Annotated in this window: 26 protein-coding genes, 1 pseudogene and 1 riboswitch; of the genes and pseudogenes, 3 read left to right on the top strand and 24 right to left on the bottom strand. The window is 41.5% G+C overall.

Annotated features, from left to right (window positions below; genetic code table 11):
* Nucleotides 1-48: 48 nt before the first annotated feature.
* From AKG34_RS22750 to mobA, 4 genes are read right to left on the bottom strand one after another with little or no spacing between them, the layout of a single operon-like run.
* Nucleotides 49-1,068, bottom strand: coding sequence for a thiazole biosynthesis adenylyltransferase ThiF (locus AKG34_RS22750; protein ID WP_053348421.1), 1,020 nt, complete (start codon nucleotides 1,066-1,068; stop codon nucleotides 49-51).
* A 25-nt stretch (nucleotides 1,069-1,093) separates the two neighbouring features.
* Complete coding sequence (gene moaD, locus AKG34_RS22745) at nucleotides 1,094-1,327, bottom strand: molybdopterin converting factor subunit 1 (protein WP_053348420.1); 234 nt, start codon at nucleotides 1,325-1,327, stop codon at nucleotides 1,094-1,096.
* Complete coding sequence (locus tag AKG34_RS22740) at nucleotides 1,320-1,784, bottom strand: molybdenum cofactor biosynthesis protein MoaE (protein WP_053348419.1); 465 nt, start codon at nucleotides 1,782-1,784, stop codon at nucleotides 1,320-1,322. The genes moaD and AKG34_RS22740 overlap by 8 nt, the downstream gene beginning before the upstream one ends.
* A complete protein-coding gene (gene mobA / locus AKG34_RS22735; RefSeq protein WP_053348418.1) occupies nucleotides 1,774-2,409 on the bottom strand; it encodes a molybdenum cofactor guanylyltransferase in 636 nt (211 codons plus the stop codon). The genes AKG34_RS22740 and mobA overlap by 11 nt, the downstream gene beginning before the upstream one ends.
* A 427-nt stretch (nucleotides 2,410-2,836) precedes the next feature.
* Between mobA and pdxK the strand changes: the two genes are divergently transcribed.
* The 3 genes from pdxK to bshB2 all read left to right on the top strand — a co-directional run bounded on the left by pdxK (nucleotide 2,837) and on the right by bshB2 (nucleotide 4,896).
* Nucleotides 2,837-3,661, top strand: a complete 825-nt coding sequence (gene pdxK / locus AKG34_RS22730) for a pyridoxine/pyridoxal/pyridoxamine kinase (RefSeq protein WP_083450946.1) — start codon at nucleotides 2,837-2,839, stop codon at nucleotides 3,659-3,661.
* A 125-nt stretch (nucleotides 3,662-3,786) separates the two neighbouring features.
* A complete protein-coding gene (locus tag AKG34_RS22725; RefSeq protein ID WP_053348417.1) occupies nucleotides 3,787-4,134 on the top strand; it encodes a YojF family protein in 348 nt (115 codons plus the stop codon).
* Nucleotides 4,135-4,230: 96 nt separating this feature from the next.
* Nucleotides 4,231-4,896, top strand: a complete 666-nt coding sequence (gene bshB2 / locus AKG34_RS22720; RefSeq protein ID WP_053348416.1) for a bacillithiol biosynthesis deacetylase BshB2 — start codon at nucleotides 4,231-4,233, stop codon at nucleotides 4,894-4,896.
* A gap of 148 nt (nucleotides 4,897-5,044) precedes the next feature.
* On the opposite strand, the gene AKG34_RS22715 is transcribed toward bshB2, so the two are convergent.
* The 20 genes and pseudogenes from AKG34_RS22715 to AKG34_RS22620 form a co-directional block, all read right to left on the bottom strand.
* Nucleotides 5,045-6,250: an MFS transporter gene (locus AKG34_RS22715; RefSeq protein WP_053348851.1), complete on the bottom strand. Its 1,206-nt coding sequence runs from the start codon at nucleotides 6,248-6,250 to the stop codon at nucleotides 5,045-5,047.
* A 22-nt stretch (nucleotides 6,251-6,272) separates the two neighbouring features.
* Nucleotides 6,273-6,689, bottom strand: coding sequence for a MarR family winged helix-turn-helix transcriptional regulator (locus AKG34_RS22710; protein WP_056524067.1), 417 nt, complete (start codon nucleotides 6,687-6,689; stop codon nucleotides 6,273-6,275).
* Between the two features lie 959 nt (nucleotides 6,690-7,648).
* The gene (locus tag AKG34_RS22705) at nucleotides 7,649-8,734 is read right to left on the bottom strand and encodes a PQQ-dependent sugar dehydrogenase (protein ID WP_053348415.1); all 1,086 of its coding nucleotides are present in this window, start codon (nucleotides 8,732-8,734) and stop codon (nucleotides 7,649-7,651) included.
* A gap of 25 nt (nucleotides 8,735-8,759) precedes the next feature.
* Complete coding sequence (locus tag AKG34_RS22700; protein ID WP_053348414.1) at nucleotides 8,760-9,632, bottom strand: Cof-type HAD-IIB family hydrolase; 873 nt, start codon at nucleotides 9,630-9,632, stop codon at nucleotides 8,760-8,762.
* 178 nt (nucleotides 9,633-9,810) lie between these two features.
* Nucleotides 9,811-10,929 carry a PRK06851 family protein gene (locus tag AKG34_RS22695; protein ID WP_053348413.1) on the bottom strand — a complete coding sequence of 373 codons (1,119 nt, stop codon included), beginning with the start codon at nucleotides 10,927-10,929 and terminating at the stop codon, nucleotides 9,811-9,813.
* Between the two features lie 106 nt (nucleotides 10,930-11,035).
* On the bottom strand, nucleotides 11,036-11,512 hold the full coding sequence (ybaK, locus tag AKG34_RS22690; RefSeq protein ID WP_053348412.1) for a Cys-tRNA(Pro) deacylase: 477 nt from the start codon (nucleotides 11,510-11,512) through the stop codon (nucleotides 11,036-11,038).
* 99 nt (nucleotides 11,513-11,611) lie between these two features.
* The gene (gene gntK, locus AKG34_RS22685; protein WP_053348411.1) at nucleotides 11,612-13,156 is read right to left on the bottom strand and encodes a gluconokinase; all 1,545 of its coding nucleotides are present in this window, start codon (nucleotides 13,154-13,156) and stop codon (nucleotides 11,612-11,614) included.
* A 24-nt stretch (nucleotides 13,157-13,180) separates the two neighbouring features.
* Nucleotides 13,181-13,728, bottom strand: a pseudogene (locus tag AKG34_RS27255) (GntT/GntP/DsdX family permease); the annotation flags it as partial.
* A 33-nt stretch (nucleotides 13,729-13,761) separates the two neighbouring features.
* Nucleotides 13,762-14,457 (bottom strand): hypothetical protein, encoded by a 696-nt coding sequence (locus AKG34_RS22675; protein ID WP_053348409.1) that lies wholly within the window; start codon nucleotides 14,455-14,457, stop codon nucleotides 13,762-13,764.
* A complete protein-coding gene (locus AKG34_RS22670; protein WP_053348408.1) occupies nucleotides 14,454-14,948 on the bottom strand; it encodes an ECF transporter S component in 495 nt (164 codons plus the stop codon). Before AKG34_RS22670 ends, AKG34_RS22675 begins: the two co-directional genes overlap by 4 nt.
* Nucleotides 14,949-14,950: 2 nt before the next feature.
* The gene (locus tag AKG34_RS22665; RefSeq protein ID WP_053348407.1) at nucleotides 14,951-15,535 is read right to left on the bottom strand and encodes a cob(I)yrinic acid a,c-diamide adenosyltransferase; all 585 of its coding nucleotides are present in this window, start codon (nucleotides 15,533-15,535) and stop codon (nucleotides 14,951-14,953) included.
* A gap of 14 nt (nucleotides 15,536-15,549) precedes the next feature.
* Nucleotides 15,550-15,978, bottom strand: a complete 429-nt coding sequence (locus AKG34_RS22660) for a bifunctional adenosylcobinamide kinase/adenosylcobinamide-phosphate guanylyltransferase (RefSeq protein ID WP_053348406.1) — start codon at nucleotides 15,976-15,978, stop codon at nucleotides 15,550-15,552.
* Entirely contained in the window at nucleotides 15,930-16,547 is a 618-nt protein-coding gene (locus AKG34_RS22655) for a histidine phosphatase family protein (RefSeq protein ID WP_053348405.1), read from the bottom strand. The genes AKG34_RS22660 and AKG34_RS22655 overlap by 49 nt, the downstream gene beginning before the upstream one ends.
* On the bottom strand, nucleotides 16,505-17,296 hold the full coding sequence (cobS, locus tag AKG34_RS22650) for an adenosylcobinamide-GDP ribazoletransferase (RefSeq protein WP_053348404.1): 792 nt from the start codon (nucleotides 17,294-17,296) through the stop codon (nucleotides 16,505-16,507). Before cobS ends, AKG34_RS22655 begins: the two co-directional genes overlap by 43 nt.
* The gene (locus AKG34_RS22645) at nucleotides 17,293-17,868 is read right to left on the bottom strand and encodes a bifunctional adenosylcobinamide kinase/adenosylcobinamide-phosphate guanylyltransferase (RefSeq protein WP_053348403.1); all 576 of its coding nucleotides are present in this window, start codon (nucleotides 17,866-17,868) and stop codon (nucleotides 17,293-17,295) included. Before AKG34_RS22645 ends, cobS begins: the two co-directional genes overlap by 4 nt.
* Nucleotides 17,841-18,914, bottom strand: coding sequence for a threonine-phosphate decarboxylase CobD (cobD, locus tag AKG34_RS22640; protein ID WP_152952395.1), 1,074 nt, complete (start codon nucleotides 18,912-18,914; stop codon nucleotides 17,841-17,843). Before cobD ends, AKG34_RS22645 begins: the two co-directional genes overlap by 28 nt.
* The gene (gene cbiB, locus AKG34_RS22635) at nucleotides 18,889-19,854 is read right to left on the bottom strand and encodes an adenosylcobinamide-phosphate synthase CbiB (RefSeq protein WP_053348402.1); all 966 of its coding nucleotides are present in this window, start codon (nucleotides 19,852-19,854) and stop codon (nucleotides 18,889-18,891) included. The genes cobD and cbiB overlap by 26 nt, the downstream gene beginning before the upstream one ends.
* Nucleotides 19,851-21,323, bottom strand: a complete 1,473-nt coding sequence (locus AKG34_RS22630; RefSeq protein WP_053348401.1) for a heme ABC transporter ATP-binding protein — start codon at nucleotides 21,321-21,323, stop codon at nucleotides 19,851-19,853. The genes cbiB and AKG34_RS22630 overlap by 4 nt, the downstream gene beginning before the upstream one ends.
* Before the next feature lie 5 nt (nucleotides 21,324-21,328).
* The gene (locus tag AKG34_RS22625) at nucleotides 21,329-22,384 is read right to left on the bottom strand and encodes a FecCD family ABC transporter permease (protein ID WP_053348400.1); all 1,056 of its coding nucleotides are present in this window, start codon (nucleotides 22,382-22,384) and stop codon (nucleotides 21,329-21,331) included.
* A complete protein-coding gene (locus AKG34_RS22620; RefSeq protein ID WP_053348399.1) occupies nucleotides 22,347-23,315 on the bottom strand; it encodes an ABC transporter substrate-binding protein in 969 nt (322 codons plus the stop codon). The genes AKG34_RS22625 and AKG34_RS22620 overlap by 38 nt, the downstream gene beginning before the upstream one ends.
* A gap of 178 nt (nucleotides 23,316-23,493) precedes the next feature.
* Nucleotides 23,494-23,670: riboswitch (cobalamin riboswitch) on the bottom strand.
* Nucleotides 23,671-23,736 lie beyond the last annotated feature (66 nt).

The raw sequence follows: 23,736 nt of genomic DNA, 5'->3' as shown, positions 1-23,736 counted from the left end.
TATAAAAAAGCGAGGCGCCTCTACCGGCAGCCTCGCTTTTTACATTTGTTATCCCAGAATACTTTGGTACATGGCCTTTGCATGGACCATGTTCTTCGTACCGTGAACCAATGCCCGACCATCTTGGAAAACAACCATCCGTTCACCATTCTTTTCACAAGAGAGAAGAAATGGATTAACCTTTACCGAATAACCACTTCCGTTCAAGTCTTTGGCCAACTTCTCTAGTTGAAGTTTCAATGGTTTTGGCGGTCTGACCTGTACTGTATCTCTTCCGCAAAGAACCGCTGTTTTCGTCGCGTTTTCCAAGGTTAAAAATGGATATGTCCGCTGATCTCCGCAAGAAAGACAATCCTTCTTTTTCACTTTTGTTAATCTAACAGTTTGGTATTGATTCCGCCACAAATCAAAAGTAACGAGCGAAGGACGAACTGATTCCCAATCCTCAACGAGAATTTTTAAGGCTTCGGCTATTTGATGTGCCACCACCATCGTTACAGCCGGTGAAATAATCCCACCTGTATCACAGGTCATTCCTTGAATCGGAATAGTTTTTAGCAAACAGTGCAAACAAGGCGTCTGTCCAGGCAGGATTGTCATTGTCATTCCAACACTACCTACACAGGCCCCATAAATCCACGGAATTTGAAGCTTTTGTGACAGATCATTGATAATCATCCGTGTTTCAAAGTTGTCAGTAGCATCCATTATCAAATCAACATGACCTAGCAGTGGTTCCAGAGTCTGCGCGGTTGCATCCATTATGACCGCCTTTACTTCTACTTCATGATTGATAGCATGCAAATGGCGTTTTGCCGCTTCAGCTTTTGGCAGCTTTTCTTCAACGTCCTGTTCAGTATACAGCTGTTGTCGTTGTAAATTACTGGTCTCGACATAATCCCTGTCCACAATAGTCAGCTTACCTACACCAGCGCGAGTCAAAGCTTCAGCGTTAGCAGATCCCAGTGCTCCGGCCCCGAGAAGTAATACATGCTTCTGTTGAATTTTCACCTGTCCCCCTTCACCAATGGGTGAAAATAAGGTCTGTCTTGAATATCGCTCGTTCACTATGATTCCCTCCTATCTGATCTAATCAGCCTCCACTAACAGGTGGAATAAAGGCTACTGTATCTCCATCAGATAAAATCGTTTCATCGTCGGCAAATTCTTCATTAACCGCTGTCATCACGGTTTCAAGACCCTCTAATTGAAATTCAATCTTCATTTTCCCTTTTAGCTGAGCCACACTCATTCCATTTCCTTCTATAGAAAGAGCTTCTTTTCCTAATTCATCTTTTAATTGAGCAAATAAGAGTACATTAATCATCTATATCCACCTCTTCTGGTTTTCCTTTCGGATAAGGAACAGTTTCCAATTGATTACCAACCCATGTTTCCCCATCCTCCCAATGTTCTTTTTTCCAAATTGGGACAATTTCTTTAATTCTTTCAATCGCATATCGATTTGCCTCATAGGCATCATTTCGATGTGGAGTACTAACAGCGATAACAACGGCGATATCCGTGATTTCCAATTTACCTACGCGATGGGTAATCGCCGTTTCTGCATCAGGCCAACGCTCCTTGATTTCGGAGCCGATTTGCTCTAGTTTCTTAATTGCCATCGGTTTATATGCTTCGTAAATTAAGAATAAAGTCTTTTTACCCTTCGTCATTTCCCTTACTGTACCAATAAAGGTCGTGACAGCACCCGCATTACGATTGACTACTTTATCAATCACTTCCTGGATGACAATCGGTTCTTTAGAAATGTCATAGTTCATGGCTACCATCCTTTATTAAAAATTCAGTTTGATTAATATGCCCTGCCTCTTGATAATCTTCTCTCGTATTCATATTGAAAAACAGGCGTTGAAAACGCTTAGGATTCTTATGATATAGCTCAAAGTCAGTTTCCTTAATAATTTTCACCGAAATCTTTTCTAAAAAGATCCTCATTTTCAATTCCTGTTTCACTAAACAATCCGTCAGTACAGGTAGGCACCTTTTATGGTAAACAGCGAGAAGCGGCTGAAGCCTGCCGTTGATTTCAGGGATGATGGCATCTAGATCAGGCTCATAATAGGAAATAATTTCATTTATTGCTTCTGCACTCACAAAAGGCATATCACAGGCCGTAAGAAACTGCAGCTCTGTTTTTGAGTAGGACATTCCTGCATGTAGTCCTCCAAGGGGGCCTCGATCTTTATGTAAATCGGGAATTAGCGGAAGGTGAAGAAATCGATAATCTTCAGATGTATTCGTAATGACTAGAATGTTTTCCGAAACTTTTTTCAGCTCGGAAGCCACTCTTGAGATATTCACGTCCTCGCCTATCTTCAACAGAGCTTTATTCACACCCATACGGCTAGATTTCCCGCCTGCTAAAAGCAGCATTGTGCATTCCATCTGATTCCCCCCTTCCTATTTCGGGATTAACCTCGCATCTAATGGTAACGCTATAAGGAATATATCCTTTAAAGAAGTTTTCAATGTATCCATATTTTAAATCAACTTCGAAAATAATGACACTTTCACAAACTTTGCTTGTTAATTAAAAAATAGAATATAGCATATTTTTTATATAAACCAAACCCTAACACCCAGGAATTTCACACTGCCTAATCTCTTAAATTTCGTTCATTGGTTCATAATTTCCGATAATATTTTTTCAATTAAAACGTGTTTATTCGAAGCCTCTCCATGTCTCTCAAAAAGGTACTCATTTAGAGTGACAACTAAGTTTTACATAATAGAAATTTTGGTATATTCTAAAAACAGGATATTACCTGGTATGCTGATAATATCGATACAATTCTCCTGAGGAGGTCACATAATGACTATGAAAAGAGCTATGACAGTTGCTGGTTCTGATTCCAGCGGCGGCGCAGGTCTTCAAGCTGATTTAAAGACATTTCAAGAATTCGGTGTTTACGGAATGTCCGCTTTAACGACTATCGTTACGATGGATCCTAAAAACGGCTGGTCTCATAATGTATTCCCTACACCGGTTGAGATTTTAGAAGCCCAAATCGAGACGATTTTATCAATCGGTATCGATGCTATGAAAACAGGAATGCTTGGATCAGTCGAAATCATTGAACTTGTTGCCCGTAAAATTGACGAGTTGAAATTAGACAAAGTCGTAATTGATCCAGTAATGGTTTGTAAGGGTGAAGATGAAGTATTGCATCCAGAAACAGCTGTAGCACTTCGTGACCTACTTGTTCCACGTGCAACAGTAGTTACACCGAACCTTTTCGAAGCTGCCCAATTAGCAGGCACACCGCCAATCAAGACGATTGATGATATGAAGAGTGCAGCTGAAAAAATTCATGCACTTGGTGCGAAATATGTCTTAATCAAAGGTGGAAATAAGCTGAATCATGACAAAGCTATCGACCTTTTATATGATGGAAAAGAATTTGAGATTCTTGAATCTGAAAAAATTGAAACAACCAATACACACGGTGCCGGCTGTTCATCTTCAGCAGCTATTGCAGCTCAATTGGCTGAAGGTAAAAGTCCGCGCGAGGCGATTCATGTTTCAAAAGACTTCATAACCGAAGCTGTTCGTCATTCTTGGAAGATGAATGACTATGTAGGTCCTGTCAATCATGGTGCATACCATAAATACGGGGTTGCTGAAAAAACAAAATAATTAATTAAAAATAAGGGCCCGCTCAAAATCATTGAGCGGCCTTTTTCGCTTTTTTAGTTTATATTTAGTAAAATAGAAAGAAGGAAATGCTTATCTAGCCGCCCAGTTAAGGAGGAAATTGTAGAATGAAACCTATAGACCGTACAGAGGTGCAGAATGCTATCGATTCTTTTGCAGGACAAGATGTATATCTTCACCTTGAAACAACCAACGGCGCCTATGCCACTCATGTAGATGAAGCTTTTTTTTCGGCAGGCGCTTATATCCGTAATGCTTTTATACAGTATGAACATGGGAAGATAGTTGGAGACGGACCCTATCGTATCGGCTTAAAGCTCAATATTGGCTGGGTATACGCTGAAGGAGTAAACCACTTCGAAATTGATGAACATGGGAGATTGCTACTGGCAGGGCTTGATTTTACCGGAAAACTTGCTGTTTCCATGCAAATTAGTTCTACTCCCTTTGAATAATTACAATCTTGCTGCAGGTGTCAAAAATCCGCCATGCACGCCCCAATTGGCAGAAAACTATACTCACTGTAAGTAGAACGGAAGGAGAAATATACCTTGGAAAAAGAACGCCATGTATTAGTTATTTTCCCACATCCTGATGATGAAGCCTTCTCGGTTTCTGGAACGCTTGCTTTACATAGAGAAGCAGGCACCCCCGTTACCTACCTATGCTTAACACTAGGAGAGATGGGACGGAATTTAGGAAATCCTCCTTTTGCAACAAGAGAATCGCTTCCTAAAATTCGTAAAAAGGAATTAATCGATGCTGCAAACGCGATTGGTATCCAAGATTTACGTATGCTCGGTTTGCGTGATAAAACCATCGAATTTGAAGATGATGAAAAGCTGACTTCTTTATTTACAGATGCCATTAATGAACTTAATCCTTCATTAATCATTACGTTTTACCCAGGATACAGCGTTCATCCAGATCATGAAGCAACTGCACGAGCTGTGGTCCGAGCTGTGGAAAGAATCGAAGAAAAAGAGAGACCTAAACTTCACTGTGTCGCTTTCTCTAATAACTGCATCGACGATTTAGGACAACCTGACATCGTCCATGATATCTCTGCCGTCGAAAACAAAAAGGTAGATACATTTACAGCACACCGTTCGCAAACGGAGGCGATGGTGGTCGACTGGAAAGAAAAATTCGAAAACCAAGATGCTGACTTTCTTGACTGGATCCGTAAAGAACGATTATGGACCTATAAATTTTGAACCCGCCAATTTGGCGGTTTTTTTTTGTTATATCATAAAAAAAAAACGCCTGTATATAACAGGCGGAGAAAAGGGGGATTACTTAGAAAATCAATCATAATTTAAGCATCCCCATTTTTTTTGTTTTTAAACAGGAAAATGCAGAAAATTAAGCAGAAAACCGCTCTTCAGATTGCATTTTCTTTCTTGCAGAAGCCTTTTTACCATGTGCTAAATAGTAAATGACTATGAGAACAAATGACAAAATGGACATGCCTATAAATAACCCTTGGAACCCGGTAAAAGGAATGAGGAATCCAAGTAGGAATGGACCTACACCAATACCAAAATCATACATTGTAAAGTACGTAGAAGTTGCTAATCCCATTCGGTTTGATGGGGCCTCCTTAATTGAAATCGCCTGACAGCTTGATTGGAACGTACCATATCCCACTCCGATTAATGCGCCAGCTATTAGAAGGGTGATTCCATGATGGGCTTGGCTAAGAATGACCATACCCACCGCAAATAGTAGGAGCGATGGATAGATAACTGCATTTTCACCTTTCACATCAAACATACGCCCTGTAAAGGGACGTGACACCAAAAGGAATATAGCAAACACTACAAAGAAAAAGCTCGCCGCGTCCATTAAATTTAGTTCCTTTGCAAAGGATGTTAAATAGGACAAGATGCTCGAATACGTAAAACCGGCAAATCCAATAAAAATAGAAATAGGTAAAGCTCTTTTTTCAAAGTAATCGCCAATTTTAAAGCCTTTTTGTTGAGATACTCGTTCTTTTTCCCCCTCAGGTACATGCATAAATAATGAAGCAACTAAAGAGAATGCAGCAAATAAAGATGCAGCATAGAAAATAATGGAATAGCTAAAATGCTGTGTAATCAATAATCCAATAAACGGCCCAAATGCCATTGCCAAGTTAGTGCTCATGGCAAAGTAACCTGTTCCTTCACCACGTCGTTCATTCGGAATAATATCTGCTGCAATCGTTCCCGTTGCTGTAGTAGCAAGGCCAAAAGAGATACCGTGAATTAATCGATCAATTAACAAAAGTGATAAACTATCTACTAGAAAATAGCCAATGGATGATATTAGAAATAAGATCAATGATCCAAGCAACATTCTTCTGCGGCCAATCTGGTCAATCTTTTTCCCTGCAATCGGCCTTACAAGCACAGCCCCTAGGACGAAAATACTTGAAGCAAGACCAGCTTGCGCTTGGGATGCATGAAAGTTATCCATCGTGTAAATGGTCAATGTCACCATTAAGACATAAAATGTTAAAAATAGAAAAAAGTTTGCAGACGATACAATCAAAAAGTCTTTCGTCCACAATTTCGGTTTCTGATTCATTTCAATCCTTCTTCCTTCCAAATTATTTTAATTTTTCCTTTAAGAAAAGCAAAGTTCGTAACGTTGTCTCACGATCCTCTTCAGCCAAACCACTCATTAATTGAAGTTCAAATTCCTCAACTACTTTTTTGGCTTCTTGATAGGTTCTTTCACCTGATTCAGTTAACTGTATTCTCCGTTCCCGCTTATCTTTTCCGGGTATTTGTTCAATCAACTTACGTTCTTCTAAACGATTGACCGTCCGAGTTACTGTCGGTTTCTCCACATCTAGATAATTACTGATTTCGACAAGCGTAGAACACCCATACTGATTCAAATAATATACAATCAACCATTGAGAATGAAAAAGATCAACCTTGGCCAATTGTTCATTTAACTTTTTAGTAAATGACCTTGAAAATTGCAGATTATGATGAAAAAAACCATTATGAAAGGACAAAGGTATTCCCCCTATTAAATAGTTACCTAGGTAACTATACGCTGATTTATTAGAAATGTCTACCCTACAGATGAAGAAAATGCCCAACTACTTAAATAGTGCACTGATATTTTTCTCTAAACCTTCAGCAGTATTCAAGCTGATTATTTGCTAAGTTCGATGCTTCTTAAAACACACAAAAAAAAGGCCCTTTTAGGGCCTTTCAGACTGTAGACAAACTCGAAGAAAAGCGAGTTTGCCTACAGTTTTTTTATTTGAAAAACGTTCCAGCTTGATTTCAGAAATCCGCTCCCTTTCCGCCGACTGTCTGCCAAGCCTCCTCGCCGCAAGCGCCTCCGGGGTCTCGGCAAGCCAGTTATTCGGCAGGAGTGTCGCAAATTTCTTCAATCCAATGAGGGTTTCATAAAACAATAAAAAACATGAAGTATAACCTAGTCTTGTTTTATAATCATGGTTCGGGAAGAGGCCATTCCGAACCCCTCCAGACTATAGCCAAATTCGAAGAAAAGTCAGTTTGCCTATAGTTTTTTTATTTGAAAAACGTTCCAGTTGATTGGAACGGAAGGCGAGACTCCTGCGGGAAAAGCGTGTCCAAGGGAGACCCCGCAGGCGAGCGCCGAGGAGGCTCCCGGACCGCCCGCGGAAAGCGAGTGCCTGGAGTGGAAATCAGCGATCAGATTTACAAACCCTCAAAAAAACGTTCCAGTTGATTTCAGAAATCCGCTCCCTTTCCGCCGACTGTCTGCCAAGCCTTCTCGCAGCAAGCGTCTGCGGGTCTCGGCTATCCAGTTATTTGGCAGGAGTGTCGCAAATTTCTTCAATCTAGTAAGGATTTCATTCCATATATATAAAAGTGAAAATTCATGAAGGATAACCATGTCGTCTTTTATAATCATCGGGGTGAGACCATTCCGAACCCCATTTTGTCTACAAACTGAAAGGCCCTTTTAGGGCCTTTTTCAATTTATCTGAGAGAGCGGCAAGCGATACAGCTTATCATCTTTTTCATCAGGGTTTCCCCGACCATCCGTATTGTTGCTTATAAAATAGAGAGAATCTTCATCCACAAACACATCACGTATCCGCCCGGAATCTGTGATAATATCAGTCATTTTTCCGCTTTGTACATCATAGCTCTTGAGCGATTCTCCCCTTAAGGTTGCAATGTATAGCTTTCCGTCAACATAAGCAATTCCAGAAGGGGCCCATGTATTTTCACCGGAATGTATCAATGGATTTACCATATTCGGCTTTTGTTCATCGCCCTCTATTTCTGGCCAGCCATAGTTCATACCGGGGGCAATTTTATTTAATTCATCGTGAGCAGACTCACCATGTTCACTTTCATACATCTGTCCAGCCTCATCCCAGGCCAAGCCTTGTGGGTTGCGGTGTCCGTATGAATAGACGTATGAATTTTCGATTGGATTATCTTTCGGAATGGTACCATCAAGGTTCATTCGTAGGACCTTCCCACCTAAAGAATCAAGATCCTGGGCTATTGTTGGATTCCTCGCGTCCCCTGTTGTTGCATATACCTTATCATCCGGGCCAATCTTGATTCGACCTCCATGATGGTAGTCACCGCTTGGTATTCCGTCGATTAATGTCTCCAACTCCCGCCACGTATCATTATCCTTTTGTAAAGTAACGATTCGATTAATAGAATTCCCGCCTTCTTCATACGTGTAGTAGGCAATTGCACGCCTGTTATTCGAGAAGTCAGGAGTTAACAAAAATCCAAGTAATCCAGCTTCGGCCTTCACAGACAATGTCTTTTTAAGCTTAACCTTTTGCCTCGTCATCTCGCCCCTTTCCCATTGAACGATGGTACCTGTCCGCTCTGACACATACATTGTATCCCCATTCTTCTGAATCGACCAAGGTGCAATTAAGTTCGTTAACAGCACCTCAGGGCCCTCTCCTAGAGTTTCCGACACTTCTTTATCAGGGCTCGGCTGTGCTTTACTGTTCTCTTCTTTATTAACGTTACAACCAGTTAAAGTTAATGCGGCCATGAGAAAATATAAGCACCATCTTTTCAAAAGTTCTTCTCCTTTCGTTCCATATTTAGTATGCTGATGACTGCGTAAGTACCTTTAAAATAGCTGTAGCAACACCGTGATCATCATTAATACCTGTTACTTCATCACAAAGCTTTTGAATATCAAGCGGGGCATTTCCCATTGCGACAGACAAACCCACTCTTTCAAACATTGATATATCATTATAATTATCTCCGATGGCCATAGTTTCCTGCATCGAAGCAGACTTTTTAGTCACATATTTTTCAAGCGCAGTACCTTTTTGCGCCTGCCCACTCATGATTTCCACATTTTCACGTCCTGAAGAGGTGACGGTCACCCCATCCTGAGTTTTCAATTGTGAAGCAATTTGGTCTAATTTACTTAAATTTTGGGAGAAGCTTAGAATTTTATAATATTCTATATCAGAGTGGCTGAATAAATCTGAGTAATTGGAAACGGACTTTACCTGTCCAAGCTGTAAACGGTCCTCTGCAAATTTTCTGATCCCCACAGGGTCAATGTCCGGATTAGCTGTAACAAAAACATCCACTAAAGCAGATATTGCGTTTTCATAGTCTTTAGAATAGATTCCTTGACTCGTATAAATTTCAAAATAAATTTCCTGTTCTTCAAGGTATTCGGCAACACTCTGTGCAGTAGCAGGTGACATCGGATTGGAAGCAGCAATTTTTCCGTCCTGCGTGAAAATAGCAGCCCCATTTACACAGATAATCGGACACACAATGCCCGTTTCATCTAAAGCGTACTTTGCTTCCTCGTACGATCTTCCTGTAGCAATGATCACCTCAACTCCTTCTCTTTGCGCCCTCTGGATAGCGGCTTTATTTTCATCACTCACCTTTTGCATCTTGTTTAATAATGTTCCGTCCATATCAATCGCAATCGTCTTAATCAATTCAACCCGCTCCTTTTTTTTCAATATAACCCTTATTTTAACCGAAAGAGAGTTGATAAACACGTATAACAAACGGGAGAGCTTTTTAACGCCAATTTAAAAAATGATTATCTTTCAGTTGTCTCTTCTATGTATATAAAAAAACTGCACCTATTTGGAATAGGTACAGTTTTTTTCCTTAATGTAAAATCGTATGACTATCCACAGTCTTTGACCGTGCAGTAATTTGTTCTTGAATGTCCTTTTGAATGTCATCAATTGCAGTAAAGTCCATTGCTTTTACATAAATGGCTTCAAGTGCGTCATGCTGCTCTTTCGCTTTTACAAGACATGCAGTTGCTTCATTCATTTTCGCCCGGTATCTGGAGGAAACATCCTTGATCTGATCAGCATAAATTTCATCTGTTCCAGAGTGGATGGCTGTTTTATAAATATCAATGATTTCATCACCCTCTCTACTCGGGAAATATTCATGCGGAGAGGTGCTGTCAAAAATAGCGATTCCTGCCTCCCGGACGATTACCATATCCAAACTTTCAGGATCAAAACCGCAATGATACACTTCTACATCAAATCCTCTTTTCTCCGCAGCCTTTGCAATCTTTTTCAGCATCGTCGATTTCCCTGAGCCAGGTCGGCCCTTTAAAAAGTAGCGTTTTTGCACTCCTTTAGTAATACTCGGGATGTAATCAACTGCTCCCTCTGGCGTAGCGGCACCTAAAAACCGGTGACGAACATCTGCTTTTTTGTTGAGAACAATATCTCTATAAAAGCCTTCTATCAATTTATTGGTTAATCCATTTAATTTAACGAAATCAATGTTCGCCTTATAAATATCTTCCCATTCATCATGTATCTTTAATGCTTCTGCGAAAAGAGCATATGCCTTCTCAAAACTCTTGCTTCTGGCATTGGTAAATCGTATGATTGTCGTTCTTTCAGCTGCCAGCTGTTGAGTATTCCAGGCAGCCCCTAGATTGACGTATTCCTCAATGGCTCCCGGTGCTTTCGGTTCAATCACATGTGGAGCAGTCCCATCAACGAGACCGATTTTTAAGGCGGGAATAATTATCCCATCAATGGAATCATTATCCGACGAACAATGCAAAAACTCGATATCATAGTCTTTATCCAGCCATTCCTGGCCAATTTTTTTCATAATAGTCGATTTACCTGAACCAGGTCCGCCTTTTAAAATAAATAATTTCTCTAAGCCAGCTAGATTGGAATCATATAAACTATAAAAACCTTTAGCCGTATTGCCTCCAGCGAAATAATGCATCACATTTCCTGCCACTTTCACACTCTCCTTCACCATACAGATGTGCATCTTCAAGACAGCTTATGCAGGAAAACCCAGGTAGGTGAATGCCTAAAGGTTTAGGTTTAATAGTATTCTTTATCTATTTGATAAGAGCTCTAGGTTCCGCTTGTGCGGCCACAAGGAATTCTGACGGTTTCAAAACAATTTGTGTCCCAATTTTTCCACCGCTTACGATGATTTCACACAGATTGGTTGCACTTTCATCAATAAAAGTCGGATACTGCTTTTTCATACCGATTGGTGAGCAGCCCCCCCGAATATACCCTGTGTATTTCTGCAAGTCTTTAACAGCGAGCATTTCAATTTTTTTCGCACCTGCTGCTATCGCTGCTTTTTTCAAATCCAGCTCGGTGTCTACAGGAATGACAAATACATAAAGCTGCTGAGGTCCGCTGTGGGTAACGAGTGTTTTAAACACGGTTTCTGGCGCTTTACCAATTTTACTCGCCACGGTAACACCGTCTATTTGGCCGTCGTGGACATCATAGCTCATCATGTCATACTTTATATGTTTGTTATCGAGAATTCGCATAGCATTTGTTTTACTGGCTCCCATCTCAATAGTCCCCTTATCCTTTTTTCTACCATTTTACCATTTTTATATGTAAGCCAAAAGAAAAGCACAGCGCTTCTGCATCTGTGCTTTCACTCAAATTTATTCTAAATGACGTCTTTGATAATCAGCAATACGCTTGTAGTCGCCTTCTAATTGCCGGCTTACAGATAAATAAATCGACATTAGTTCTTCATATACTTTAACGTTCTCCTCGATTGGAACAAGTTCATTTGTATGCCCAATCATGTTTTCAACCTCATCCAGGCTTTCAATTTCACCTAAAGCATATAATCCTAGAACGGCAGCACCTAAACTCGAGCTTTCAAAGCTTTCTGGGATTGTCACATTCTGATTAAATACATCAGCCATAATTTGCCGCCATAGCTTGGAGCGGACAAATCCGCCACTTGCATGGATTTTCTCCGGAGCACCTGTCAGTTCCCTTACAGCAAGGAGGACACTGTATAAGTTGTACATCACACCTTCAAGCACAGCCCGCACCATATGATCGCGAGTATGATGAAGAGCTAGTCCAAAGAAGGAACCCCTAGCATCAGCACTCCATAATGGCGCCCGTTCCCCTGCCATATACGGGTGGAATATTAACCCGTCTGAGCCAGGTGCAATATTTGAAGCCATTTCGGTCAGTATCTCATATGGATCCTGACCCGAGGCCTTAGCTCTTTCGATTTCTACCCGACCAAATTGATCCCGGGCCCATCGGAAAGTGATTCCCCCATTATTGACTGGTCCGCCAATTACCCAATGATTCTCAGTGAGGGCATAACAGAACGTCCGCCCTTTCGGATCAGTAAGCGGATGGTCACTGACGGTTCGCACTGCACCGCTTGTTCCTATTGTTACCGCAAGCACACCCGGCTTGATAGCATTTTGGCCTAAGTTGGCAAGCACCCCATCACTTGCACCTATAACAAATGGAGTACTAGCATCAATGTTCATTTTTGCAGCTAATTCCTGGCTCAATCCAAAAAGGATATGGGTCGTTGGCACAAGCTTAGGAAGCTTGTCCGATTCAATTCCAGCAATAGTCAATGCCTCTTGATCCCACGCCAAGTTTTTCAAGTTGAACATACCTGTTGCAGATGCAAGTGAATAATCCATTACAAACTCTTTGAAAAATTTATAGATAATATATTCTTTAATCCCTAAAAATTTATCCGTTTTGTTAAAGATTTCTGGATGCTCTTTTCTAAGCCACATAACTTTCGTGATTGGGGACATAGGGTGAATGGGTGTTCCCGTTCTGTGATACAATTGTGTCCCCTGATCCGATGCCTTCAATTGCTCTGCATAGGCGACACTTCGGTTATCTGCCCACGTAATACTATTTGTGAGCGGCTTACCGTCTTTACCCATGGCAATCAAACTATGCATCGCTGAACTAAACGAAATAAAACTTAGTTCATCCTTTTCAATTCCGCTTGCAATCATCACTTCACCGATTGCAATAATAACCGCTTTATAGATTTCTTCTGGATCTTGTTCCGCAACAGACGGAGTTGGACTGTGAAGCGGATATCCTTTAGAACATGAATGGACGACCTCGCCCTTCTTTGAAAAAAGTACAACTTTCGTGCTCGTCGTACCAATATCGATCCCCATCATATAACCTGAATGTTTCATATTTTTACATCGTGCTCCTTTCTCTTAAACAATTGAATTCAATAGTAAGATTAGGATAAGTGAAACGACTGAAATTATCGTTTCCATAACCGTCCCAGATTTAAACGTTTGTGCGACTGTTAAATTAAAGAATTCTTTAATCATCCAAAATCCAGCATCATTCACGTGGGAAAGAATTAATGAGCCTGAACCGATTGCAAGTACCAGTAATTCAATATTAACACCCGGTACCGATGAAATAATTGGTAGCACAATACTTACAGCTGTCGTCATTGCGACGGTTGCTGAACCCGTTGCTATACGAATCATAGCTGCCACTAACCAGCCAAAGAGAATTGATGAAATGTCAAAGGATGTGGCTAACTTGCAATAGCTTCCCCTACTCCACTTGTGATTAATACATTTTTAAATGCGTCACCAGCTCCGATAATCAAGATAATGGATGCAGTTGGAGCAAGGCAAGCAGACATAAATTGGTTAAGTTCTTCATTATTAAAACCTCTAGTATAGCCTAATGTACAGAATGCAACTACAAAAGAGACCAATAGAACGAGGAACCAGTTCATAATGAACTAAACTCGATACCTACTTAATTCATAAAATAATCATTCACCCATAAAAAAAGAACCGGATTGGAGCTTGATTTCATCCTCCAGATGTTCAGGATAAGCAATAAGAAAGCAAGTAGACGGTCCTGATGATTTTTCGATATCCACTTTACTTCTTATATGTGCAGAAACACCTTCCCCACTTGGGTCCAGATGCTTCCATTCATTTGCTATCCCTTTTGAGCCAACAGGAAGTACCTGAACTTCTTCCAGCTCACAAAGGCTTTTATATAAAGATAACGGCGCGATCCACTCTTGTTGTTTCATAACTTCTTCACCAACAAGTGGCATGCCAATAAGGGCCATTTTCCGTTGAAGAATTGGCTTCATTACACGTTCATTCCTGCGTTTTCCAATCACCATAAGACCAAGTGCGGATTGAAGAAGCGGCATGTTACTTTCGGTGCTACCTGTAATAGAGAGATCCAGACCGATTTCATCCATTCCCTTCATGACGCCTATTTTCAAGGCCTCCCAGGCTTCATCGCCGCAGAAATTATGAAGGACAACGGTCATTGGACTTCCGCCAGCAGCCAGGCACTCCATAACGGCAACCCGGAACGAAAAATATCCAACGACTTCGTATGGGACTTGAACGAGATCTTTTTCCTTCAACCCAATTCCGCCACTATTATCACAAGAAACGACTAATGATTGTGACTCCGTAAACGGTAAGATCAATGAATCATTCATTCTACGATTCCATCTTTAAAAATCACTTTTTTCAAAACTGGTTCTAGACGTGGAAGTAAAAGGGCCACCAACACTATATTTATTGCTGTAGCCCCTGTTAACCCCGGAACTAGCATCGTGTAAAATTCAAGGCTAACCAGAAATACGAAAGGTAGAGCTAAGATGAAGGCATTACCGATAAAGAAGAGGAAAAATGCGCCTATTTTCTTTCCGTGTACATATAAAACACCAAACATCCAAACGAGGACCGCCATTTCTACCATGATCAAAAAATGGAAAGGGCCTAGTGTCATGCCACCGATGAAAGCTGAAATAATATGACCAAGTCCAGCTACTATAGCTCCGGACACCGGACCAAGTATGACAGCCGCCAAAAGGGCCGGAAAACTGTCTAAAGCCATACTGCCTATTGGGGAAGGGACTTTAATCATTGCCCCAACCGCCGATAAAGCAATAAAAATAGCAATTGTACTAATTTTTCTTACGTTCATGTTTACTCTTTTTCCTTTCTTTTTCCTCCACGGAATACATTTGCGCTGCGGATATATTCCACATCTTTCACGCCAAGGCGGAAGTTAATCACGCGTGCTACAGCAAAGAAGTAATCAGACAAACGATTTAAATATTGAAGAGATAGTGGTGAAACTGCCGCACCCGACTTAATCAAAGAAACAACCAACCGCTCCGCCCTGCGTGTAACCGTCCGGGCAATATGAATGGTTGCAGACGCTTTTGAGCCTCCTGGAAGGATAAACTTTTCTAATTCCGGTGCTTCGACGATAAAGGCGTCAATTCGTTCTTCCAAATAGGTAATTGCCTCATCCGTTAGCTTCTGCGGGGCTTTCTCAGAAACTGTCGCCAAATCACCGCCACAGTCAAATAACTCATGCTGAATTTTTTCCAAGTCCGTTAGTACGTCTGCAAAAATTGCTGAGTCCAATTCAGTTACTGCAAGGCCGATATAGCTGTTCACTTCATCCACTGTTCCGTAAGATTCGACACGGATGTCATCCTTGTCCAGACGTCCTCCGATTACGCTAGTTTGTCCCTTATCCCCAGTACGTGTATAAATTTTCATCTCTATTTCCTCCTCTATTTTATTTGCTGATTGATACCGTACCAAATGACATCCACACGGTTTGATAAGGAGGCGACATCTTGAAAAACCCAGCCGCAGGCATCGCGCCATTTGCGATCTTGTGCCTCCATCGGAACAATTCCTTTGGAAATATCTGATCCGATTACAATACAGTTGTGATCATCCTTTTCCTTCTCCCATATTCGCCAGTCAGCCATGATTTCCTTCCACCGTTTTCGAATCGACTCTGCATTCATCTTTTCTGCATCTTGTTGGATCCATGCATCCAAGCCATGCAATACCACTGTATTACCTTGAAAATCCGTCATAGTTGGCTGTTCTTTTTGATAACCGGATAGCCAAAGAGTCTCACTTTCCAACCCATAAAAGTGCTTTACCCATTTTGTTTTCCCATTATAGGCGCCACCTGTAACAAAGTGCAACGTTCACCCCTCCTTAAGCTGTTCCGGTCCTCCCAAATCAGCTCATATCCCATACCGTGGGAAATTCCCCAATCAAAAAAAGACTTTTCCATCGGTGCATAGCGGACAAGTAATTCACGTACTACACCCCCATGAGTCATTAATACATATTGGCTTTCCTCACCGGAAATCAATTGGCTCCAGCCATTTTGAATACGTTTGGAAAATGCCGGATAGCTTTCACCACCAGGCACCATTGCCTCCATAGGACGCTCTAGCCATTTTTGATAATCGCCATCAGTCTTCAACTCTTCATAAGTTCGCCCTTCCCAACTGCCGAAGTTCATTTCACGGAACGCAGGGTGTTTTATCGGAACAACATCTGGAAACAACAGTCTTGCGGTTTCAATACAACGAGGCAAATCACTCGTGTGAATCTTTTCATACTGTGGGTAAGAGCCCCTTAAGTCTAGAATTTCCTTTTCTCCTTTCAGACTTAATGGAGAATCTGTCCAGCCTAAATAGGATCTTCGCTCATTTGCTTCTGTCAGCCCATGGCGAAGTAGTGTAATAGCCACAGAATCAGCCATAACCAGAGCTCAACTCCTTCCACGGATGCACCCAATACATCCCCCGTTATCCCGCCGAACCAACTAACGATTTTCCGCTTTATATACAATAGGAAGAGTAGAGAAGCCAGACACATGATAAAAAATAAAGTGACCAGCTTGAAATCGAAGCTCCATGCAACCGCAAAACTCACAATAAAATACAACCAATAAATATATAAACTGTTTTTCCTTACTGCACTTTGAAAGAAAGCACCAAGTCCCTCTTTTTTTGCCAAGGGCATCCGGCTAAGTAAATAGCCCATCACACATTTACTTAAAAGTGGAAGACTAATAATTAAAAAGTATGTCCACGCATTGACTCTATCGACGATTTCATAAATAAATATAAACCGGGCGGCCAAAAGGACGATGACGGAGATGACACCGAATGCGCCTGTCCTGGAATCCTTCATGATTTCTAAACGCCTCTCTTTATCCTGATAGGAAAAGAAGGCATCACTTGCATCAATCCAACCATCTAGGTGCAAACCGCCTGTTAATGCCATCGTTAAAAACCAAACCACAAACGCAATCGAAAGGGATGACAATGGGGTCCACTCTACTAACGCGTATAAAACACCTCCCAATATCAAGCCTAGGAAAAGCCCGACTAAAGGAAAGGTTTGAATCGCACGGTGGATATATTTCTTATCCATCGGTAGCTGCTTCTTTATTGGGAACACGGTAAAGAACTGCAGGTTAATCAAGAATCCAATCCATCCGTTCATTCCTGCATGCACCCTTTCATCAATAACGGAATCCCTGATTCAACAAGATAAGCCTCATCTGCCTGTTCGACGACTGCTTGATGAAGCAGGCCAAGTATTTTTCCGTATATATGGAGGAACTCATTTTGAAAAATCGGCTCCTGTACCACTTCGTTGCTTACGATTATCAAACAGCTGGCTTGTTTTCTTATCTCATTAATTCCGCTGATTATTTTTGTGAAAACACTATGTAAAAACTCCTTTTCAAGCGGTATATTGGGACCGAATAATTCATTATCAAGTAGGGTTGTCAGGCAATCGAGTAGGATTATTGAATCTTGATTTAGGTCTGAACCAATCCGTGTAATATTCGTCGAGTACTCCCAGGTCCTCCAAGCAATTGGACTACTTTTGCGATCCCTTTGGTGCCGGCGGATGCGTTCTTCCATTTCAGCATCACTGACTCGGCCACAAGCGAGGTAATGCAAGTTCCCACTCAATTGGATTGCATATTCTATTGCCTTTTTTTCTGCAAAACGGCTTTTACCGCTCCGGACACCACCGGTTATAAAACAGAGCCTAGATTTCTCCACTGTCTTACCCCCTCCATCAGCATGGCATTATCACACTCACTCTTCACTGCGAACCGGAGCCACTTTCCATCTAGCCCTGGAAAATTATACGTATGACGTGGTACGATGCCCTTTTTTAATAAAAAAGGCAAAAGGGATAAGGATTCATCTTTCACTAAATAAAAATTGACCGTGCTATTTGAGACAATCAACTCATGCTCTTCATAAAACCGGAAAAGTTTCTGCTTTTGCAATTGAATATACGCTCTCGTTTTTTCTATATATTCTTCTTCAGCAAGGCAGATTTTCCCGACTTCTAATGCCACATGATTGACGCTCCAATGCGATTTATAGGTTTTTGCCTGATTTATGATATCTGGTGCCGCCAGCAAATAACCCAACCTCAAGCCTGGAATTGCAAAAATTTTCGTCATTGATCGTAGAATCAGTAAATGGGGGAATTGCGTAATTAAAGAAGCATAAGTAAAGGCGTTTTCCGTAAAATCATAAAAAGCCTCATCCAAAACAACCAGACAATTTGCTTTTCCGCATTCTTTGATTAATTCCCTAACTGCTTCTTGCTTAAATGAAATCCCTGTCGGATTATTAGGCGTACATAAAAAAATCGCGTCATATTCAGGTAATTGAGGAATCAAACGATCGAGATCTAGTTGCCACTCAGGTGCATCAAGTTGATGAAAGTCTACCTCGCATTCGGCTGCTAAACAAGCTTCTGCATATTCCGCAAATGCAGGCTGAATGATTAAGACCTTTTTATTGGCTAACCTGTTCGCTACCAACATTATTATTTCCGCACCACCGTTACCTACCAAAACGGATTGCTCAGGAAGCGCTTCTTTTTTTGCAATTAATTTTGTCAGTTCAACGGCATGCGGATCTGGGTAATTTAAGATTCCTTCGAAGAATTCGGACCACCGTTCCTTTATACGTAAAGGAGGACCCAATGGGTTGATATTAGCACTAAAATCGAGAACCGATTCAGGCATTTCGATTTCCAGCGCTTCGTAAAGATAATGCGGATTAGAGCCATGAGAAGGTAATGCCAAGAGTAAGTCCCCCTAACCAAAGCATCAGTAAAAATATAAAAGATGTCCGATGCATGATAGTAATCGTTTTTTGAATATGTATTGCTTCTAATGGAACAAGCGGAACGCCCATCCTGGCACGGTCAGAAACTACTCCTTTGTACATATTCCGGCCGCCAAGCTGTACACCCAAAATTGCAGCAACGCCTGCTTCACACCACCCACTATTCGGGCTTGGGTGCTTTTTCGCATCATTGAACAAAATCTTCCATCTAGCCCCCAAGCTATGATAGCTGGATTTCGAGCTTAGCAGCATCAAGAAACCAGTGAGGCGACTAGGAATCCAGTTCACGATATCATCGAGCTTAGCTGAAGCCCAGCCAAATTGTCCATATTTATCATTTTTGTAACCAACCATTGAATCGCAGGTATTAATTGCCCTGTACATCATCGCGAGTGGAGCACCGCCGATTGCTGCCCAAAACAGTGGAGCCGTAACTCCATCACTCGTATTTTCAGCTACGGTTTCTACAGTGCCTCTGACTATTTCGGATTCATCAAGATCAGCAGTATCACGACCGACAATATAGGAAAGCTTTAGCCTCGCTTCAGGAAAAGCTTGTTCATTCAGAGGATGACACACATCCATTCCTGCCTGCTTTAATCCCTTCTGAGCAATCGTCGTAGAAATAACAACAGCTTCCCATAAAATTCCCGCAAGCGGATGGATAAGATAAGCTAAATAGACAGTTAGTCCTGTTGCCAATAACACCAGTGTTAAAACAATTACCAGCATGAAGAGGCCATTTCGTTTTTTATGTGTGCCTCTATTGAATGAATGATCCAACTTGCTTATCAACGTTCCTATCCATTTAACGGGATGTGGCCAATTTGGTGGATCACCTATTAATAGATCAAAGAAAAAAGCCAGTGTAACAGCAAAAAGGTGATGGTAAATCATAGTTCCTCAATCCGTTTCCGATTTTTCTTTATTGCTTCTACGGTACAATCATATACACCGCGACTGATCAACTTCCCTAGCGGAGTAATGGTGCCTGCATATTGAAGTGCCTTCCCTCTTTGGGTTGCGGCAATCAAAATACTGTCTGTCGATGTTCCTGTCGCCACTGTATTTGTCACCTTATCCAAAACACGCAAATCATGAAGCGCTTTTACTTTTGCCTCGGTCGCGGTGACAATGCTGTGGATAAAGGCCTCTTCTGCCATGTGCCCATTTACAAAGATCCATGTATTTATGGTTCCTGGAGTGGAAATCCAAGAATGTTGGTCAGCTAAAGAGGCGTCGATGGCATTCCCTACTCCAGCCGTCACGATGATAAAAACCGAGAAATCATCATCTCTTAAAAACTTGAAGGCCACCGTATCGAGAAAGACAGCTGTCATCATTCCGACCGTTTCCTGTGGTTCAAAACCGTGTGTTTTTAAAAAGTCAGCCATTTCAGCAAAATGATCCTCGTAATTATAATCACGATGGACATGCCTATTCACGAAATGTTGATGCCAGCCCGTTCCTGAACCGGTCACACCAGAAGACATCGTTCTAAGCGGAATTGGTGAATTCAATTGAATTATTTCGGTGCCAACCGTCAAATAGGTTTCATTAATTTCCAAAGGTGCGAAATCACAGACATGCTTTTCCGGGACAATGAACATTTGCGGCTTCGGAAGGGCAGGATGCGGATGTTTTTCAATCGTCGTCCGGTATACCTCCTGAATCCGTTCCTGTTGGAGCACTTCATTCGGCACATTAATGACTTGAATTTGTCCTTTTTCAAGTAACATCAGCCGATCACAGTACAAGCCGGCCAAATTCAAGTCATGGAAGATTGAGATAACTGTTAGCTCCAGCTCCTTGGCCATTTTCCTCATTAAATCAAGAAGCTCCTTTTGATAGGAAAGATCCAAGTGGTTCGTTGGTTCATCTAAAAAAAGAATTTCCGGTTCTTGGGCAAGTGCTTGTGCCAGTAAGACCCGCTGTCTCTCACCGCCTGATAACCGTTCAAAATGAAGATCCTGAAAATCCGCGACTCCCGTTTGCTTCATCACACGTTGGACAATCACCTCATCCTCAGAAGTCCAACTATGAAACCAGCCTGTTTGGTGAGCATAACGGCCAAGAGAAACAGTCTCTTTTACCGTATAAGAAAAGGCTAATGAGGAATGTTGAGGCAACACGGCTATAACTTGTGCAAGATGTTTGGCCGAATACTCCTTCAAGTCTCTTCCCCTTATTCGTATGCTTCCTACCTTATAATCGAGAACCCCGCTAAGCATACTTAATAGCGTCGTTTTCCCGCTGCCATTTGGACCGAGAATCCCAAATAATTCCCCTTTATGTACGTCAAAAGAGACAGAGTCCAAAACAGCTTTATTGCCATATCCACCTGTTAACCCTTTAACTTCAAGCATGAATTCTACCCTTCTCTCCGTCTCTTTAATAAAATCAGGGCAAATGCCGGGGCCCCGATAAGTGAGGTAATTACACCAATCGGCAGTTCCGAAGGTGCAATGATCGTCCTTGCTACAAGGTCAGCCAAAATTAAAAACCCGCTTCCTACGAGCAAAGATAACGGCAACAAATGCTTATGATCTGGCCCCCAAATCCTACGAACCAAATGAGGAATAACCAATCCTACAAAGCCAATCGTTCCCGAAACAGCAACGGCTGCCCCAGTTAATATCGAACCAGCTATCAGAATCCACATTTTTCTCCGCTGAACATTCACACCCAAATGCTTTGCACGATCTTCCCCAAACGTCATCGCATTCAATTCTTGGGTATTCATAATCAAGATCAACGAACCAATGATAAAAAACGGCAAAATAATCGCGATATAATTCCAGCCGCGCATTGAAACGCTTCCCATCAGCCACCCGATGATTTGTCTTAATTCCTCGCCCGTCAACGCAATCATTAATGAGATGAAGGCACTTAAAAACGAGCTGAAAATGATTCCGGTTAAAATAATTGTTTCTACTTTCATCGATCGATCCATTTTTCTCGCAAAAGTTAGCACACAGAAAATCGTAAGCAATGAAAACATAATACTTAACGTCGGTAGGGTATATAAACCGATCAACGGCAATGATATATTCAAAAACAATGTCAATACAGCGCCTACTGATGCTCCTGATGAAATCCCTAATGTGTAGGGGTCAGCAAGCGGGTTCCTGAGCAGTCCCTGAAAGGCTGCCCCGGCAATCGCAAGCGAAGCCCCAACCAAACCTGCAAGTAATACACGTGGCAGGCGGATGTTCATTACGATATTCGTCAGCATCACATCTGGCTCAACTGAGATTGGTAAATGAAAAAATTCCTTGCCGATAATTTGTATAAGCGCGGGAATCGGTACTGACACCGAACCAAAGGAAATGCCAATCGTCATTGCGAAAAGCAAAAACAATAACGCAATCAAATAAGCAAACGCCCACTTAGTTGTCAAATAGGTTCGGATAGACTGATTTGGCAAGTTCCTCTACTCCCTCTATTAAGCGTGGACCAGAACGGGTCACTAAGTCAGAATGGACATCAAAGACTTGACCATCCTTAACAGCAGCTACATCTTCCCATCCTTTTCGGCCCGTCACTTCACTAACTGGATCTTTTGTATAATAACCATATGTTGTGATAATGACATCCGGATTTGCAGCAATCATAGACTCTTCATCAATTTTCGCCCACCCGTCCAATTCGGCTGCTGCATTTTTCGCTGAAATTATGTTAAGCATTTCATTCATGAATGTATTTTTTCCAGGTGTATAAATATCCGGTGATGGCGAAACCTCTACTAGAACGGTTTTTCTTTCCTCATCCTTAACGGATTTAGCTTTTTCCTGAATTTCCTTCAGTTTCGTTTTCATATTCGCAACGATTTCTTTTGCCTTATCATGTTCTCCCGTTGCCTGTCCAATCATATCAATAGACTCATACACTTCGTCAAAGCTTTGTGCATCATTGACTACAAGGACATCTATTCCAGCATCCTTAAGCTGCTGCAATCCCTCATTCGAATTATGGGCACTGGATGCATGAGCAAGAACAAGATCAGGCTTTAAGGAAACGATTAACTCCGTGTTCATTTCCATTCCGCCAACTTTTTCAATTTCTTTCGTTTCTTCCGGGTAATTATCATTGTCGGATACACCAACAACCTTTTTACCCAAACCAAGTGCAAAGACCACTTCTGTATTACTTGGTATCAATGTAACAATTTTCTTTGGTTGTTCTTCTATCGTTACTTTTTCACCCGTTGCATCTTTTATCGTAATCGGGAAAGCTTGGTTTTCAGTATGATTTGTTTGTTGCTTTTCTTTCGTTCCTTCTTTTGATGTATCATTGCAACCAACCATCATACCTGCAGTTAGTAACATCACTAGAATCAGACCATAGATTTTCTTCATTTTACATCCCTCACAATCTTTTAATTCAATTTCCGACCACCTAAAGAAAACGCACCCTGAAGTGAAGAGGCGAATTTCAAAACAAAAGCATCTCCCGTCAAACGGAAGATGCTTGTATGGCAACAATATAATTACGGACTCAGAAGGTCTGCCACACACCTTCCCATCCGCGTAGGTTACAGGTGTACGAATCTTGGCAGGTCTCCTGGCTAATGGTCATCGTCAACGGCACCTTCCCATATCTCACATACAGTGGTACACAGCCGCTAACTCCCATTTACAGTGGCGGGACCGCGTTGGTATTTCACCAACTTCCCTTTTAAGTCATTAAGACACCAAATCGTTCATATGTATATAATTTTCACTGCTTTTCATTATACACTATGTAAGAAATGATTATTATATGATTTTTCAGACTGAT

It is taken from the genome of Peribacillus butanolivorans, from assembly GCF_001273755.1.
GTDB lineage: Bacteria > Bacillota > Bacilli > Bacillales > DSM-1321 > Peribacillus > Peribacillus butanolivorans.
Note: the sequence above shows the minus strand (reverse complement) of the source record. Positions and strands in the feature narration are given on the sequence as shown.

Bases quoted from the DNA above. Each gene is read 5' to 3' on its own strand.
- moaD (WP_053348420.1), bottom strand. From the start codon at position 1,327: ATGATTAATGTACTCTTATTTGCTCAATTAAAAGATGAATTAGGAAAA.
- AKG34_RS22740 (WP_053348419.1), bottom strand. From the start codon at position 1,784: ATGAACTATGACATTTCTAAAGAACCGATTGTCATCCAGGAAGTGATT.
- mobA (WP_053348418.1), bottom strand. From the start codon at position 2,409: ATGGAATGCACAATGCTGCTTTTAGCAGGCGGGAAATCTAGCCGTATG.
- pdxK (WP_083450946.1), top strand. From the start codon at position 2,837: ATGACTATGAAAAGAGCTATGACAGTTGCTGGTTCTGATTCCAGCGGC.
- AKG34_RS22725 (WP_053348417.1), top strand. From the start codon at position 3,787: ATGAAACCTATAGACCGTACAGAGGTGCAGAATGCTATCGATTCTTTT.
- AKG34_RS22715 (WP_053348851.1), bottom strand. From the start codon at position 6,250: ATGAATCAGAAACCGAAATTGTGGACGAAAGACTTTTTGATTGTATCG.
- ybaK (WP_053348412.1), bottom strand. From the start codon at position 11,512: ATGGGAGCCAGTAAAACAAATGCTATGCGAATTCTCGATAACAAACAT.
- gntK (WP_053348411.1), bottom strand. From the start codon at position 13,156: ATGAAACATTCAGGTTATATGATGGGGATCGATATTGGTACGACGAGC.
- AKG34_RS22675 (WP_053348409.1), bottom strand. From the start codon at position 14,457: ATGAATGATTCATTGATCTTACCGTTTACGGAGTCACAATCATTAGTC.
- AKG34_RS22670 (WP_053348408.1), bottom strand. From the start codon at position 14,948: ATGAACGTAAGAAAAATTAGTACAATTGCTATTTTTATTGCTTTATCG.
- AKG34_RS22665 (WP_053348407.1), bottom strand. From the start codon at position 15,535: ATGAAAATTTATACACGTACTGGGGATAAGGGACAAACTAGCGTAATC.
- AKG34_RS22655 (WP_053348405.1), bottom strand. From the start codon at position 16,547: ATGGCTGATTCTGTGGCTATTACACTACTTCGCCATGGGCTGACAGAA.
- cobS (WP_053348404.1), bottom strand. From the start codon at position 17,296: ATGAACGGATGGATTGGATTCTTGATTAACCTGCAGTTCTTTACCGTG.
- cbiB (WP_053348402.1), bottom strand. From the start codon at position 19,854: ATGATTTACCATCACCTTTTTGCTGTTACACTGGCTTTTTTCTTTGAT.
- AKG34_RS22630 (WP_053348401.1), bottom strand. From the start codon at position 21,323: ATGCTTGAAGTTAAAGGGTTAACAGGTGGATATGGCAATAAAGCTGTT.
- AKG34_RS22620 (WP_053348399.1), bottom strand. From the start codon at position 23,315: ATGAAGAAAATCTATGGTCTGATTCTAGTGATGTTACTAACTGCAGGT.